The sequence below is a fragment of the Streptomyces sp. R-07 genome (assembly GCF_049913175.1).
In the GTDB taxonomy this organism is placed as follows: Bacteria; Actinomycetota; Actinomycetes; order Streptomycetales; family Streptomycetaceae; genus Streptomyces.
The window spans coordinates 3,658,605-3,672,457 of record NZ_CP183978.1; the positions used below are offsets into that span (position 1 = coordinate 3,658,605).

A 13,853-nucleotide genomic window follows, 5' to 3' on the forward strand; every position below is an offset into this window, starting at 1 on the left:
TCCACATCCTGGGGCCTTCCCGTGCCCACACCCAGGGTTTCCCCGGGATCGACCAAGGAGGCACATGCATACCAGGGAATCCGTCCTGGGGGAGGTGGATCTGGCGCTGATCCACGCACTGCAGATAGCGCCGCGCGCCAGCTGGACCCAGCTCTCGGCCGTGCTCACCGTCAGCCCGGAAACCCTCGCCCGGCGCTGGGAGACCCTCACCGCCGGAGGGTACGCCTGGAGTTCGATGCTCGCCGCCCGCCGCGGCACCGAAGCCACCCTCTACGCGTGGGTGGAGCTGGAGTGCGTCGCCGGCGCCGCCGAGGCCACCGCGACCGAGGTCGCGGGCGATCCGTACACCCTCGGCGTCCACCAGGTGACCGGCGACGCCGATCTGGTGCTGCTCGTCAACTGCCCCGACCTGCAAGCCCTGGACGGCTACCTCGCCGGCCGTGTGCGGCGACTGCCCGGCGTACTCAGGGCCCGCACGCAGGTCGTCACCCAGCTGCACAACCGCCCGTACCGCTCGCGGATCGAGCAGCTCACCCCCGGGCAGGTCCAGCACCTCACCGAGATCACCGGCGGCGACCGGCGGATCCGGGCCCACGCGCGCGCGTACCCGCCCGTCACGGAGCTCGACCAGCGGATCATCGCGGAGCTGGCGGGCGACGCCCGGCGCAGCGCCGCCGAACTGGCCCGGCAGTGCGGCACGAGCGAGTCGACCGTGCGCCGCAGGCTGGACGCCCTCGGCGCGTCCGGCCTCTGCCACCACCACTGCCTGCCCGCCCCGCGCTTCTCCGGCCGTCCCGTGTGGGCAATGGTCACGGCGGACGTACCGCCCCTGGAGGTCGCGGAGTCGGTGGTCTCGCTGACCCGGCTGCGGCAGACCCGCGTGGTCACCTCGGTGACCGGGCGGCACAACCTGGCGCTCGCCATGTGGCTCAGGACGGTCGAGGAGCTCCACGACGTGACGGCGGCGCTGGTGCGGGCCGCGCCGGCGCTGCGGATCACGGGCACGGCGGTGTCCCTGCGCACCCACAAGATCGGCGCGCAGGTCATCGGACCGGACGGGCGGCGCACCCACCACATACGTCCTGACGCGCCCCTGTGAGACGTGCGTGGGGCGTGGTCTGATGGAGGGCATGGAATTCGCCGTGTTCGTGACGCTGCCGGGTCTGGTCATCCTGCTGACCGTGATCGCCTTCGCCGATCAGATCCTGCGCATGACCGGCCGGGGGAAGCGCTCGGGCCAGGTCTCGTCGACCGGCTTCGAGCAGCTGCACGCCACGTTCTCGCAGGGCAAGCAGAACGAACTCAAGGAGCGGCAGAGCTCCCTGGTGCTGCGCGACGACGAGGAGGACGGCGCCCCGCCGCACCGCTCGACGGTGGACCTCAGGGGCGGACGCGCCGTCATCAGGCTCGGCGGCCGGAAGGCGTAGGGCGCTCTCGGGCTCAGGTCGGGCGGGACGCCTTGATCGAGTACATGAGGGGGATGCGGGGGCGGTCCGCGGGGAAGCGGTAGTAGCCGTCCTCATGGCGCTGGAGCGCGCCGTAGCGGGGGTAGAGCGAGGCGTCGTGCTCGTGCAGGAACTCGATCCGCAGGCCCGCCCTCGCGAGTGCCGTGACGACCTCGCCGACCGGATGCACCCACTCCACGCTCCGGTTGTGGACGGTGGCCGCGTCGAGGTCGGCGTACGTCCCCGAGCTGGTGTCCACCCACGGATCGCGGACGAAGTAGTCGTGCACGATCCGGCTGCCGGTCTCGTCGTCGAGCGAGTCGGTCAGCGGATGGAACTCGGCCACGTAGAGGAAGCCGCCCGGGGCGACGAGCGAGGCGGCGGTCTCCGCCCAGCGCTCGATGTCGGGCAGCCAGCACAGCGCCCCTCCGCCGGTGTAGACGATGTCGTACGACCGGTCCGGGACGGCCTCGGCCGCTTCGTACACGTCGGCGGCGACGAAGGCGGCCCGCTCCTGCGAGAGACCCAGGTCGGCGGCGAGCGAGCGGGCGGTCTCGACGGCCGGCTCGGAGAAGTCCAGCCCGACGACGTGCGAGGCGCCGTGCCGGGCCCAGGAGAGGGTGTCCAGGCCGATGTGGCACTGGAGGTGCAGCAGGGAGCGGCCCGTGACGTCGCCGACCTCCGCGAGCTCGAAGTCGCGGAGGGCGTCCTTGCCCGCGCGGAACGTGTCGAGGTCGTAGAACTCGCTGGCGACGTGGATCGGGACGCGCTCGTCCCAGCGTGCGCGGTTGGCCTCGCGCCAGTCCTCAGGGGTCGGTGAGTACATGCCCGCGAGGTTATCCACAGGCTGCGGACGACGCGACCCGATTGTCGGCCACGCGGAGCATGATGGGTGCCATGACTGAGAGTGAGTACGAGGCGAACACCGACACCCCCGTCTGGGAGCAGCGCTTCCGGGCGCCCCGCGTCTCCCTGCCCGAGTGGGCCGAGGAGGCCCCCGACCGTTCACTGTTCGTGTCCAACGCGACGGGGACGTACGAGCTGTACGCCTGGGACCGGGCGAGCGGTGCGCAGCGGCAGGTCACGGACCGGCCGAACGGCACGACGGACGGCACGCTGTCGCCGGACGGCGCCTCGATCTGGTGGTTCGCGGACACCGACGGGGACGAGTTCGGGGTGTGGATGCGCCAGCCGTTCGCGGGCGGCGCGGACGAGCCCGCCGTGCCCGGCCTCGCCGCCTCCTACCCGGCCGGACTCGCCATCGGCCGGGAGGGCACGCTCGTGGTGGGCCGCTCCACGGACGAGGAGGGCTCGACGGTCCATCTCGTACGGCCCGGGGCCGGCGCCCCGGTCGAGATCTACCGGCACCGGGAGTCGGCCGGCGTCGGCGACCTGTCGTACGACGGCTCGCTGATCGCGATCGAGCACACCGAGCACGGCGACGCGATGCACTCGGCGCTGCGCGTGCTGCGCGCCTCGGACGCGGCCGTGGTGGCCGAGCTCGACGACACCAAGGGCGGCACGGAGGAGCTGGGGCTCACCGTCCTCGGCTTCGCCCCGCTGGCCGGGGACACCCGGCTGCTCGTCGGCCACCAGCGGCGCGGCCGCTGGGAGCCGATGCTCTGGGACGTGGCGACGGGCACCGAGACCGACCTGCGGCTCGATCTGCCGGGCGACGTGTCGGCCGAGTGGTACCCGGACGGCTCGGGGCTGCTGATCGTGCACGGCTTCGAGGCCCGCAGCGAGCTGTGGCGGTACGAGATCGCGACCGGCGCCCTGGTCCGGGTGGAGACCCCGGCCGGTTCGGTGTCGAGCGCGACGGCCCGTCCCGACGGCTCCGTGGAGTACCTGTGGTCCTCGGCCGCCGAGCCGCCGGTGGTGCGCTCCACCGCCGGCGGTGTCGTCCTCGACCCGCCCGGCCCGAAGGCGCCGCCGTCGGTGCCCGTGGAGGACGTGTGGGTGGAGGGCCCGGGTGGCAGGGTCCACGCGCTCGTGCAGCGCCCGGCGGAGGGCGAGGGCCCCTTCCCGACGATCTTCGAGGTGCACGGCGGCCCGGCCTGGCACGACAGCGACGCCTTCGCGTCGGGCCCGGCGGCCTGGCTGGACCACGGGTACGCGGTGGTGCGGGTCAACTACCGGGGCTCCACGGGGTACGGCCGGGAGTGGACCGACGCGCTCAAGCACCGGGTCGGCCTGATCGAGCTGGAGGACATCGCGGCGGTCCGCGCCTGGGCGGTGGCGAGCGGCCTCGCCGACCCCGAGCGCCTCGTCCTCTCCGGCGGCTCCTGGGGCGGCTACCTCACGCTGCTCGGTCTGGGCACGCAGCCGGACGACTGGGCGGTCGGTCTGGCGGCCGTGCCCGTCGCGGACTACGTCACGGCGTACGAGGACGAGATGGAGGCCCTCAAGGCTCTGGACCGGACGCTTCTGGGCGGCTCCCCGGAGGAGGTGCCCGAGCGGTACGCGGCCTCGTCGCCGCTGACGTACGTGGACGCGGTGAAGGCGCCGGTGCACGTGTCGGCCGGCGTCAACGACCCGCGCTGCCCGATCCGCCAGATCGACAACTACGTCGACCGGCTCGCGGCCCGGGGCGCGGTCCACGAGGTGTACCGGTACGACGCGGGCCACGGCTCGCTGGTGGTGGAGGAGCGGATCAAGCAGGTCGCCCTGGACCTGGACTTCGCGGCGAGACACCTGGGGGGTGTCGCGCCGGCGAGCCGGGCCTGACGGGCGGGGCGCCCCCGGGGACCCGGCCGTCGGGGAGCCGAGCCGGCTTGCGTACCGTGGGGGGCGTGTACCGGTTCTTGATGACGCCCCGATGGTGGGGGATCAACGCCTTCGTCCTCCTCGCGATCCCGTTCTGCGTCTTCATGGGGACCTGGCAGCTGGGCAAGTTCGAGGACCGCGTCGACTCCCACCGGGAGGCCGAGCAGCGGCCCGCCGTGAGCTCGCTGAAGGCCGAGCCGCTGGCCTCGCTGCTGCCGGTGGACAAGGAGACCTCGGGCCGGTCGGCCGAGGCGCGAGGCCGGTTCGGGGAGCAGTTCCTCGTGCCGGACCGCGAGCTGGACGGCCGGACCGGCTCGTACGTCCTGACGCTGCTGAAGACCGACGGCGGCCGGTCGCTGCCGGTGGTCCGGGGCTGGCTCCCCACGGGCGCGAAGGCCCCCGCCCCGCCGGCGGGCGAGGTCACGGTGGTGGGCGCGCTCCAGGCCTCGGAGAACCCGGGCACGAAGGGCGTCCGCACGGCGGGCGGGCTGCCCGAGGGGCAGCTCGGCATGATCAGTGCGGCGTCCCTGGTGAACGTGGTCACGGACGACGTCTACGACGCCTGGATCACCCTCGCGGACTCCCCCGCCGGTCTCACGCCGGTCCCGGCGGTGGCCGCGGCGGGCACGAGCCTGGACGCGAAGGCCTTCCAGAACCTCGGCTACACGGCGGAGTGGTTCGTCTTCGCGGGCTTCGTCGTCTTCATGTGGTTCCGCCTCGTGCGCCGCGAGGCGGAGGCCTCCCGCGACGAGGCGCTGGGGCTGTAGGCGCCCCTCGACGAGGCGCTGGGGGCCGTAGGCGCCCCTCGACGAGGCGTTGGGGGCCGTAGGCGCCCCGGTGTGTCGCGGGGCGCCCTCGGGGGTGCCTCAGGAGGCGGACAGAATTCCGGTGCGGACGATGACGCCTGCACAGGCGTTCGGGATGACGGCCGAGGCCGTGGGGCCGCCCGACTCCGCGGTGTGGCTGACCACGACGCTGCCGTCCGCCGGAGCGCCGTCCTCGTAGACCAGCTGGGGTGCCGCGCCGGCGCCCTCTTCCGCCCCGGTGCCCCCCGGTCCGACGCCGGCGCCACCGGTCTCGGTGCCGCCCGCCCCGCTCGTGGGGTCGTCCGTCGGGGTCGGCTGCGTCGGCGTCGGGGTGGCCGGCGGCTCGGTCGGCGTGGTCGGCGTGGGCGTCGGGGTGGTGCCGGTCGTCGGGCAGGTGTCGCTCGGCACCCAGGCGAACTTCACCTCGTAGCTGCCGCTCGGCTTCAGGACGAGCGCGAACGACTCCTGCGAGGGGTCGGGCAGGTCGCCGGCCGCGTCGCCGGAGGTGTGCCGGACCACGGAGATCCGCCCCGGGTCCGCCGCCCCCCGGGCCTCGAAGCCGACGGTGCCCGCGCCGTCCACCAGGCAGTTCTGGTCGGAGACGTTGGCGATGCGGAAGGTGCCGTAGACCTTGCCCACGGCGTCCACCCCGTCGGTGCCCTCGCGGGTGACGCCGAGCTGGTCGGCGGTGCACCGCGGGGTGGAGTCGGGGTCCGCGCCCAGCGTCTGGTGCGGGCCCTCGCCGGAGGCGCCGGCTCCCGGGCGCTGCGGCTTGCCCGCGGTGCCGTCGGCCCCGCCGGGGCTCGGCGAGACGGCGGTCGCGGGGGCCTTGGAGCTCTGGCCGCCCTCGACGCCGGTCTCGGTGCCGGTGCCGCCCTGGGCCTGCTCGCCGTGGCCGGCGTTCACGGGGTTGGCGGCGGAGATGCCGCCCGAGGCGGCGACGTGCACGAAGGCGGGGACGGCCGTGCCGATGAGGACGGCGGCGGCCGCGGCGCCGACGACGGCCTGCCGCTTGCGGGCGCGCCGCGCGGGCACGGCCCGGCGCAGGTGCTCCAGCGAGCCGAGGGAGGGCTCAAGGCCGCCCACGGCGTCCTGGAACAGCCGCCGCATCGCGAGCTCGTCGTCGCCCTCGCCGGGCCCGGGCTCGATCTTCACCATGCGCTGTCCACTCAGCTCGTCACGTACATCCAGGGCGTCAGGCTTCTCGGTGGCGGCACCGTCCGCGCGCGCCGCCTCGGTGCCGGCACCGTCCGCGCCGGTCGCCGCGTCGGCGGCATGCCTCTCGGGGACGTCGTCGCCGTCACGGTTCTCGTGGGCCACGCCGTCCCCGCCGGGTGCCTCGCTCATGTCGTCGCTCCCATCGCGACGCGCAGCGCCGCGATGCCCCGCGAACCGTACGCCTTCACCGAGCCCAGGGATATGCCGAGCGTCTCGGCGACCTGGACCTCGGTCATGTCGGAGAAGTACCGCAGGGCGAGCACCTCGCGCTGGCGCCGCTGGAGTCCGCGCATCGCCTTGATCAGGTCCTCGCGCTCCAGCTGCTCGTACGCCCCCTCCTCCGCGCTGGCCATGTCCGGCATCGGCTTGGACAGCAGCTTCAGGCCGAGGATGCGGCGGCGCAGCGCGGACCGGGAGAGGTTCACCACGGTCTGGCGCAGGTACGCGAGCGTCTTCTCGGGCTCGCGGACCCGCTTGCGGGCCGAGTGGACGCGGATGAAGGCCTCCTGGACGACGTCCTCGCAGGAGGCGGTGTCGTCGAGGAGCAGCGCGGCGAGACCGAGCAGCGACCGGTAGTGGGCGCGGTAGGTCTCGGTCAGGTGGTCGACGGTGGTGCCGGCCGTCGGGGCGGCCTCGGCGCTCTTGCGGGGCGACGGGATGCCGTCCACCCCGCCGGTGCGGGATCCGGTGGGCACGGGGGCGATCACCGGCATGCCGCCGAGCGGGCGCGGTCGCCGGAGCGGACGGACCGCGGAGCCGCGTACGGGGACGACGGCGCCGCTCCGCACGGGGAGCACCGCCGTGCCCGCGCCTCGCAGCGGGGCGATGGTCGCGATGTCGAGTACCTCTGCCACGCCTGTTGGACACGCTTCCCCCCGACAGGGTTGTACGCGTACGCCAACCTTTTCGACGGTGAGTTGTTCGTCCTCATGCGTAACCGTTCTCCCCCGATGCCCCGCTTTCGGCGTGTCCCGCGACACAGGGCCGTGGGTGCACGCAGAGACGCGCCCCGCCCAACTCTGGTTGCAGTACGGGGGAAGTGCATCGTCGACCACGGCATCGCCGCAGTTCAAGAGGTATCTGACGCCTTTTTGCTCACAGGTCGTTCACAGATCCCACAAATCCGTGACAAGCGATTCAGCGATCTGAAGCGCATTCAGGGCGGCGCCCTTGCGGAGGTTGTCGGCGCAGACGAAGAAGTCGAGGGCGCGCTCGTCGTCGAGGGAGCGCCGGACCCGGCCGACCCAGGCGGGGTCGGTGCCGACGACGTCGGCGGGGGTGGGGAAGTCGCCCGCGGCCGGGTCGTCGTAGAGCACGACTCCCGGCGAGGTCGCCAGGACCTCGTGCGCGCGTCCGACGGGGACGGGGTGCTCGAAGCGCGCGTGGACGGAGACGGAGTGGCCGGTCACGACGGGGACGCGGACGCAGGTGGCGGCGACCCGGAGGCCGGACAGGCCGAGGATCCGGCGGGTCTCGTCGCGGACGCGCTCCTCCTCGGAGGAGGCGCCGTCGGCGCCGGGAGTGCCCGACCAGGGCAGGACGTTGAGCGCGAGGGGGCCGGGGAAGGGGCCGGTGTTCTCGCCGACGGCCCGCCGTACGTCTCCGGGGTGCCTGCCCAGGTCGCCGTCGCCGGCCACCAGGCCGAGCTGGGCGCGGAGCGCGTCGACGCCCGCCTGTCCCGCGCCGGCGCCACTGGCGGCCTGCTGGGCGGTGACGACCAGTTCGGCGAGCCCGAACTCGGCGTGCAGGGCACCCACGGCGACGATCAGCGCGAGGGTGGTGCAGCCGGGTCCGGCGACGATGCCCCGGGGGCGTACGCGCGCGGCGGGCGCGTTGATCTCGGGGACGACGAGCGGCACGTCGGGGTCCGCCCGGAAGGCCGCGGAGGTGTCCACGACGACGGCGCCCTTGGAGACGGCGATCGGCGCCCAGCGGGCGGCGACGGTCTCGGGCACGAGGAAGAGCGCCAGGTCGACGCCCTCGAAGGCCTCCTCGCTCACCGCGAGGATCTCGCACTCCTCCCCCCGCACGGCGGCCATGGGGGTCCCCCCTGCTCGAGCGGAGTCGAGGGCTTGGGGGAGACCGGCCGAACGGGGGGAGGCGAGGAGGCGTATCTCGCCCCAGACGTCCGCGTGGTGCGTGAGCATCTGGAGCATCACCGAGCCGACCGCCCCGGTCGCTCCCACGACCGCGAGCGTCGGCTTCGGGGTCATCGGCCGGTGCCTCCGTAGACGACGGCCTCGTCCGAGTCGCTGTCCAGGCCGAAGGCGGAGTGGACGGCGCGCACGGCCTCGTTGACGTCGTCGGCGCGGGTGACGACCGAGATGCGGATCTCGGAGGTCGAGATCAGCTCGATGTTCACGCCCGCGTCGGACAGCGCCTTGAAGAAGTCGGCGGTGACGCCCGGGTTCGTCTTCATGCCCGCGCCGACCAGGGAGATCTTGCCGATCTGGTCGTCGTAGCGCAGCGAGTCGAAGCCGATCGCGGTCTTCGCCTTCTCCAGCTCGTCGATGGCCTTGCGGCCCTCGGCCTTGGGGAGGGTGAAGGAGATGTCCGTGAGGCCGGTGGAGGCGGCGGACACGTTCTGCACGATCATGTCGATGTTGATCTCGGCGTCCGCGACGGCGCGGAAGATGGCCGCGGCCTCGCCCGGCTTGTCCGGCACGCCGACGACGGTGATCTTCGCCTCGGAGGTGTCGTGGGCGACACCCGAGATGATGGCCTGCTCCACCTTCTGGTCCCCTTGCGGTTCGTTGCTGACCCACGTGCCCTGCAGTCCCGAGAAGGACGAGCGGACGTGGATCGGGATGTTGTAGCGGCGTGCGTACTCGACGCAGCGGTGCAGCAGCACCTTGGAGCCCGAGGCGGCGAGCTCCAGCATGTCCTCGAAGGAGATCCAGTCGATCTTCTTCGCCTTCTTCACGACGCGCGGGTCGGCCGTGAACACACCGTCGACGTCGGTGTAGATCTCGCAGACCTCGGCGTCGAGCGCCGCGGCGAGCGCCACGGCGGTGGTGTCGGAACCGCCACGGCCGAGCGTGGTGATGTCCTTCTTGTCCTGGGACACGCCCTGGAAGCCGGCGACGATGGCGATGTTGCCCTCGTCGAGGGCGGTGCGGATCCGGCCCGGCGTGACATCGATGATGCGCGCTTTGTTGTGGACCGAGTCGGTGATGACACCGGCCTGGCTGCCCGTGAACGACTGGGCCTCGTGGCCCAGGTTTTTGATCGCCATGGCCAGCAGGGCCATGGAGATCCGCTCTCCGGCGGTCAGCAGCATGTCGAACTCACGCCCGGCAGGGATCGGGGATACCTGCTCGGCGAGATCGATCAACTCGTCCGTCGTGTCGCCCATCGCGGAAACCACGACGACCACCTGGTGGCCGTCCTTCTTGGTGTCCACGATCCGCTTGGCGACGCGCTTGATGCCTTCGGCATCGGCAACGGAGGAGCCTCCGTACTTCTGCACGACAAGGCCCACGTGCGCTCCTCGCTCAGTGTGTGCCGCAGCCGGTGCTGCGATCGGCTCAGTCTATCGAGGGACCTGGAAACGCCGACGTGATATCGCATGATGAGACGCGCTGCTCAGAGAATGATCACCCCGGGCCTGTCGACCGTCATCGGCCATCGGATCGGCCGTCATCGGCCATCGGATCAGCCGTCATCGGTCATCGGTCGGCCGTCATCGGTCGGCGGTCGGTCATCGGTCGGCGGTCTGTCGGTGGCCCACGCCACGGTGGAACCACAGACAGCGGAGAGCAGACACAGCAGAGAGCAGAGGAGCCGATCGTGGACCAGACCCTGGTGGACCGGATGCGCACCTACCTGGACGCGGGCCTCGCGATGGACGTCGAGGCACTGGACGCGCTGTACGACCCCGCCTTCGAGAACGTCCGCTGCGACGCGGAGGGCCGGAGCGTGACGCTCACGAAGGAGATGTTCATGGCCCGCTTCCGCGCCCTGAAGGCGGGCGGCGCCTCCGTCGGCGAGTCGGTCGACGACGCGACCTTCCTCACGACCAGCACGTTCGGCGAGCGGAGCGCGTACGGCTCGATCGTGATGCGCCGCGTGAAGGACGGCGAGCCCGTCCTCTACACCTTCGTCTGGCAGCGCGTCCCCCAGGGCGGCTGGGGGACGCTGCTGCGCGAGTTCACGTACGAGCAGGACATCAGCGGGCTCGTACGGCTCCTGGAGCGGTCTACTTCCTGAGCGACTTGCTGCGCAGGCCCAGCGGGGCCGCGATCTCCTCCAGCATCACGCGGCCCGCCTCCTCGGCGAGGTCGTCCTCCGTGAGGTCCTCGTCGGTGTCGAGACCGTCGAGCTCGGCGAGGGGCTGGTCGAGGCGGACGTGGGCGACGAGGGACTGGAGGGCGCGGAGGGTGGCCGAGGCGGTGGGGCCCCAGTTGGAGAAGTACGAGAACTGCCACCACCACAGGGCCTCGCTGGTGCGGCCCGCGCGGTAGTGGGCGAGCCCGTGGCGCAGGTCGGTGACGATGTCGGCGAGGTTGTCGGAGATCCGGGCCGGGACCGGGGCCTTGCGCGGCTCGTACGGGTCGAAGACCTCGGAGAAGACGTCGACCGGCTCCAGCATGACGGCGAACCGCTCGCGGAGGTCGTCGACGTCCGGCTCCGGGCCCGTGTCCGGCTCGTACCGCTCGTCCGGGACGATGTCCTCGTGCGCGCCGAGCCGGCCGCCCGCGAGGAGCAGCTGGGAGAGCTCCAGGAGCAGGAAGGGCACCGCACTGTCCGGCTCGTCGCCCTTGGCGACCTCGGTCGTCGCGACGATGAAGCTCTCGACCGAGTCGGCGATCTGGACCGCGAAGTCGTCCGGGTCCTGCGTGACGGAGTGCAGTGTGGCGTCAGACATCGAGGAGCCTCCCTGAGAGCGCGCCGGCCCTGTCGTCATACATCTAGCAGCCTCCGCCCCTCGAAGGCACGGCCGAGGGTCACCTCGTCGGCGTACTCCAGGTCGCCGCCGACGGGGAGCCCGCTCGCGAGCCGGGTCACCTTCAGCCCCATGGGCTTGATCATCCGCGCCAGGTACGTCGCGGTGGCCTCGCCCTCCAGGTTCGGGTCGGTCGCGAGGATCAGCTCGGTGACCGTGCCGTCCGCGAGCCGCGCGAGCAGTTCACGGATGCGCAGGTCGTCGGGGCCGACGCCCTCGATCGGGCTGATCGCGCCGCCGAGGACGTGGTACCGCCCGCGGAACTCGCGCGTCCGCTCGATCGCCACGACGTCCTTCGGCTCCTCGACCACGCAGATGACGGTGAGGTCGCGGCGCGGGTCGCGGCAGATGTTGCACTGCTCCTGCTGCGCCACGTTCCCGCAGACCGCGCAGAACCGGACCTTCTCCTTGACCTCCAGGAGCGCGTGCGCGAGGCGGCGCACGTCCGTGGGCTCCGCCTGGAGGATGTGGAAGGCGATCCGCTGCGCGCTCTTGGGACCGACGCCGGGCAGCCTGCCCAGTTCGTCGATGAGGTCCTGAACCACGCCTTCGTACAACGGAACGCCTCTCTCAGAAGTTCTTGATTCTTACGGTAGTGGCTGGAAGCGCGCCTTAGAAGGGCTCAGAAGCCCAGGCCCGGCATCCCGCCCATGCCCTGCGCCAGCGGACCCAGCTTCGCCTGCTGGAGCTGCTGCGCGTTCTCGTTGGCGGCCTGCACGGCGGCGACGATCAGGTCGGCCAGCGTCTCGGTGTCCTCCGGGTCGACCGCCTTGGGGTCGATGACCAGGCCGCGCAGCTCGCCGGAGCCGGTGACGGTCGCCTTGACCAGGCCGCCGCCCGCCTGCCCGTCGACCTCGGTCGCGGCGAGCTCCGCCTGCGCCCGGGCGAGGTCCTGCTGCATCTTCTGGGCCTGCTGGAGAAGCTGCTGCATGTTGGGCTGGCCACCACCGGGGATCACAGTCACTCCTGAGGTTCGTTACGTCCGGATGTGTCGGTACGCCGAGCCTACGTGGTCGCCGCCCGCCCCGCCTCCACCACTCTTTCGGGTGAGAAACTGCGGGCTCCTCTACCTGATCAACACCCTCTTGCGGGCGGAAATCCCGGGATTCCGGGCCCGCCGCCCACCATTCGGCGGTAGGAAGGGCAGGCACCACGTGCACCGCACGTCACAGAAGGACACGAGCACTGAGCTGAACAGAGGAGTCCCCCGGTGAGCCAGCAGCCGGAGATGCAGCCACCGGGACCCCCCGGGGGAGACGTCACCCGCGATCTGACCGGTACGCCGTTCCCCCTGGGCGACTGGGGCGAGCCGGCCGAACGGCTCGACGAGCTGTACCGCTGGGTCGAGACGAACGCCCTGCGCACCGCCGAGTGGTACCTCTCCGACCGCGTCTGGAAGCGCCGCGCCGCCCGGACCCTGCGGATCGGCACGGCCGCCGGGGTGATCGCGGGCGCCGCGCTTCCGCTGCTCGACCTGACCGGGGTCGCCGCGGGCACCGCCGGCTGGGGCTATCTGTCGCTGCTGCTCGGTGCCGCGTGCATCGCCTGCGACCGGTACTTCGGGCTGACGTCCGGCTGGATAAGGGACGTGGCGACGGCCCAGGCCGTGCAGCGCCGTCTCCAGGCCCTCCAGTTCGACTGGGCCTCCGAGAGCGTCCGGGAGGTCCTGGGCCCCACGGAGGGCACCGCGAGCGAGGCGGCCGAGCGCTGTCTGGGCGTGCTGCGCCGCTTCTCGGAGGACGTGACGGAGCTGGTGCGGGCGGAGACCGCGGACTGGATGGTCGAGTTCCGCTCGGGCCCGGCGCCGCTGGCGCTCCAGTCGGTCGGCGTGGTCCCGGCCAGGGCGGAGAGCTCCCACCCCTCGGGCCGTTTCCCGCTGCCGCCGGGCACCCGCCCGAACATGCCGCGCCAGCGGCCCCCGGAGGCCCGCTAGGGCCGGTCCGGGGGCCGCAGCGAGGCGGTCTCAGCCCGCCTCGGCCCGTCGCAGCTCGTTCTCAGCCCGTCTCGGCCCCCGCCTCAGCTCAGGATGATCATCGACCCCTGGGCGAGGCTCCGGGTCGCCGCCGCGTGCAGCCCCAGCCACACGTGCCGCTCCCGCGCGAAGGGGTGGTCCTCGGAGGGGACGGCCGCGGCCGGCTCCTCCAGGGTGGTGGGCCGCTCCGGCGCCTGCGGGGCCGCGGGCGGGTTGGCGTGGTCGATGCCGATCGCGGGCGCGACGAACTCCAGCTCCCGGAGCAGCCCGTACGAGGAGCCGAGCGGGCCGCCGCCTTCGAGGAGCTCGTCGCTGGCGAGCGGCACCGGGAAGTCCACCGGCACGTACGCGCCCGCGTGGTCGTAGTGCCAGACGAGGTGCGACTGCTGGGCGGTCGCCTCGAACATCTCCAGGAGCTGTTCGTAGTCCCCGCCGAGCTCGCCGACCGGCTCGACCGGCAGCCCGCACATCTGGAGCAGGTAGGCGCGGCGCAGGAAGTGCAGGGCCTCGTAGTCGAAGCCGGCGACCGGGGCGACGTCGCCGGAGAGTCCTGGCATGTACGCGTAGATGGGCACGGTCGGCAGGCCCGAGGCGCTCAGGACGGCGTCGTAGGCGGCTATCTCTTCGGCGAAGGGATTGTCGGGGCTGTGGCACAGCACGTCGACGAGGGGGACCAGCCACAGGTCACAGGCCAAGGGAGG

General features: G+C 72.5%; 15 protein-coding genes. 6 read left to right on the forward strand and 9 right to left on the reverse strand.

The features are described from left to right. Positions 1–64 precede the first annotated feature (64 nt). Both ACN9M0_RS16550 and ACN9M0_RS16555 read left to right on the forward strand, forming a co-directional pair. Positions 65–1,099, forward strand: a complete 1,035-nt coding sequence (locus ACN9M0_RS16550; protein ID WP_399699335.1) for an Lrp/AsnC family transcriptional regulator — start codon at positions 65–67, stop codon at positions 1,097–1,099. Positions 1,100–1,130: 31 nt separating this feature from the next. Next, positions 1,131–1,427, forward strand: a complete 297-nt coding sequence (locus ACN9M0_RS16555) for a DUF6191 domain-containing protein (protein WP_366036938.1) — start codon at positions 1,131–1,133, stop codon at positions 1,425–1,427. A gap of 13 nt (positions 1,428–1,440) precedes the next feature. Here ACN9M0_RS16555 and ACN9M0_RS16560 read toward each other — a convergent pair whose 3' ends face one another. Beyond that, positions 1,441–2,271, reverse strand: coding sequence for a class I SAM-dependent methyltransferase (locus ACN9M0_RS16560; protein ID WP_366036939.1), 831 nt, complete (start codon positions 2,269–2,271; stop codon positions 1,441–1,443). Positions 2,272–2,333: 62 nt separating this feature from the next. On the opposite strand from ACN9M0_RS16560, the gene ACN9M0_RS16565 reads away from it, so the two are divergent. Both ACN9M0_RS16565 and ACN9M0_RS16570 read left to right on the forward strand, forming a co-directional pair. Beyond that, positions 2,334–4,172, forward strand: coding sequence for a S9 family peptidase (locus tag ACN9M0_RS16565; RefSeq protein WP_366036940.1), 1,839 nt, complete (start codon positions 2,334–2,336; stop codon positions 4,170–4,172). Between the two features lie 65 nt (positions 4,173–4,237). Next, the gene (locus ACN9M0_RS16570) at positions 4,238–4,978 is read left to right on the forward strand and encodes an SURF1 family protein (RefSeq protein WP_366036941.1); all 741 of its coding nucleotides are present in this window, start codon (positions 4,238–4,240) and stop codon (positions 4,976–4,978) included. A gap of 99 nt (positions 4,979–5,077) precedes the next feature. On the opposite strand, the gene ACN9M0_RS16575 is transcribed toward ACN9M0_RS16570, so the two are convergent. The 4 genes from ACN9M0_RS16575 to ACN9M0_RS16590 form a co-directional block, all read right to left on the reverse strand. After that, entirely contained in the window at positions 5,078–6,364 is a 1,287-nt protein-coding gene (locus tag ACN9M0_RS16575) for a hypothetical protein (RefSeq protein WP_366036942.1), read from the reverse strand. Next, positions 6,361–7,089 carry a SigE family RNA polymerase sigma factor gene (locus tag ACN9M0_RS16580; protein WP_366036943.1) on the reverse strand — a complete coding sequence of 243 codons (729 nt, stop codon included), beginning with the start codon at positions 7,087–7,089 and terminating at the stop codon, positions 6,361–6,363. Before ACN9M0_RS16580 ends, ACN9M0_RS16575 begins: the two co-directional genes overlap by 4 nt. A gap of 252 nt (positions 7,090–7,341) precedes the next feature. Beyond that, on the reverse strand, positions 7,342–8,448 hold the full coding sequence (locus ACN9M0_RS16585) for an aspartate-semialdehyde dehydrogenase (RefSeq protein ID WP_366036944.1): 1,107 nt from the start codon (positions 8,446–8,448) through the stop codon (positions 7,342–7,344). Then, positions 8,445–9,716: an aspartate kinase gene (locus ACN9M0_RS16590; protein WP_366036945.1), complete on the reverse strand. Its 1,272-nt coding sequence runs from the start codon at positions 9,714–9,716 to the stop codon at positions 8,445–8,447. The genes ACN9M0_RS16585 and ACN9M0_RS16590 overlap by 4 nt, the downstream gene beginning before the upstream one ends. A gap of 308 nt (positions 9,717–10,024) precedes the next feature. Here ACN9M0_RS16590 and ACN9M0_RS16595 point away from each other — a divergent pair, with 308 nt between their 5' ends. Next, complete coding sequence (locus ACN9M0_RS16595; RefSeq protein ID WP_366036946.1) at positions 10,025–10,444, forward strand: hypothetical protein; 420 nt, start codon at positions 10,025–10,027, stop codon at positions 10,442–10,444. On the opposite strand, the gene ACN9M0_RS16600 is transcribed toward ACN9M0_RS16595, so the two are convergent. The 3 genes from ACN9M0_RS16600 to ACN9M0_RS16610 form a co-directional block, all read right to left on the reverse strand. After that, positions 10,434–11,102 carry a DUF5063 domain-containing protein gene (locus ACN9M0_RS16600; protein WP_366036947.1) on the reverse strand — a complete coding sequence of 223 codons (669 nt, stop codon included), beginning with the start codon at positions 11,100–11,102 and terminating at the stop codon, positions 10,434–10,436. The genes ACN9M0_RS16595 and ACN9M0_RS16600 overlap by 11 nt on opposite strands. Positions 11,103–11,137: 35 nt before the next feature. Then, on the reverse strand, positions 11,138–11,737 hold the full coding sequence (gene recR, locus ACN9M0_RS16605; protein WP_041662562.1) for a recombination mediator RecR: 600 nt from the start codon (positions 11,735–11,737) through the stop codon (positions 11,138–11,140). Positions 11,738–11,802: 65 nt separating this feature from the next. Further along, positions 11,803–12,138, reverse strand: coding sequence for a YbaB/EbfC family nucleoid-associated protein (locus ACN9M0_RS16610; RefSeq protein WP_352018515.1), 336 nt, complete (start codon positions 12,136–12,138; stop codon positions 11,803–11,805). Positions 12,139–12,408: 270 nt separating this feature from the next. Here ACN9M0_RS16610 and ACN9M0_RS16615 point away from each other — a divergent pair, with 270 nt between their 5' ends. After that, positions 12,409–13,113, forward strand: coding sequence for an SLATT domain-containing protein (locus ACN9M0_RS16615; protein WP_366036990.1), 705 nt, complete (start codon positions 12,409–12,411; stop codon positions 13,111–13,113). 83 nt (positions 13,114–13,196) lie between these two features. On the opposite strand, the gene ACN9M0_RS16620 is transcribed toward ACN9M0_RS16615, so the two are convergent. Next, positions 13,197–13,847, reverse strand: coding sequence for a hypothetical protein (locus ACN9M0_RS16620; protein WP_366036949.1), 651 nt, complete (start codon positions 13,845–13,847; stop codon positions 13,197–13,199). Between the last annotated feature and the right edge of the window lie 6 nt (positions 13,848–13,853).

What these genes read in the sequence shown, in the direction of transcription:
- ACN9M0_RS16615 (WP_366036990.1), top strand. Translation starts at nt 12,409, where the DNA reads ATGCAGCCACCGGGACCCCCCGGGGGAGACGTCACCCGCGATCTGACC.
- ACN9M0_RS16555 (WP_366036938.1), top strand. Translation starts at nt 1,131, where the DNA reads ATGGAATTCGCCGTGTTCGTGACGCTGCCGGGTCTGGTCATCCTGCTG.
- ACN9M0_RS16600 (WP_366036947.1), bottom strand. Translation starts at nt 11,102, where the DNA reads ATGTCTGACGCCACACTGCACTCCGTCACGCAGGACCCGGACGACTTC.
- ACN9M0_RS16585 (WP_366036944.1), bottom strand. Translation starts at nt 8,448, where the DNA reads ATGACCCCGAAGCCGACGCTCGCGGTCGTGGGAGCGACCGGGGCGGTC.
- ACN9M0_RS16565 (WP_366036940.1), top strand. Translation starts at nt 2,334, where the DNA reads ATGGGTGCCATGACTGAGAGTGAGTACGAGGCGAACACCGACACCCCC.
- ACN9M0_RS16550 (WP_399699335.1), top strand. Translation starts at nt 65, where the DNA reads ATGCATACCAGGGAATCCGTCCTGGGGGAGGTGGATCTGGCGCTGATC.
- ACN9M0_RS16575 (WP_366036942.1), bottom strand. Translation starts at nt 6,364, where the DNA reads ATGAGCGAGGCACCCGGCGGGGACGGCGTGGCCCACGAGAACCGTGAC.
- ACN9M0_RS16560 (WP_366036939.1), bottom strand. Translation starts at nt 2,271, where the DNA reads ATGTACTCACCGACCCCTGAGGACTGGCGCGAGGCCAACCGCGCACGC.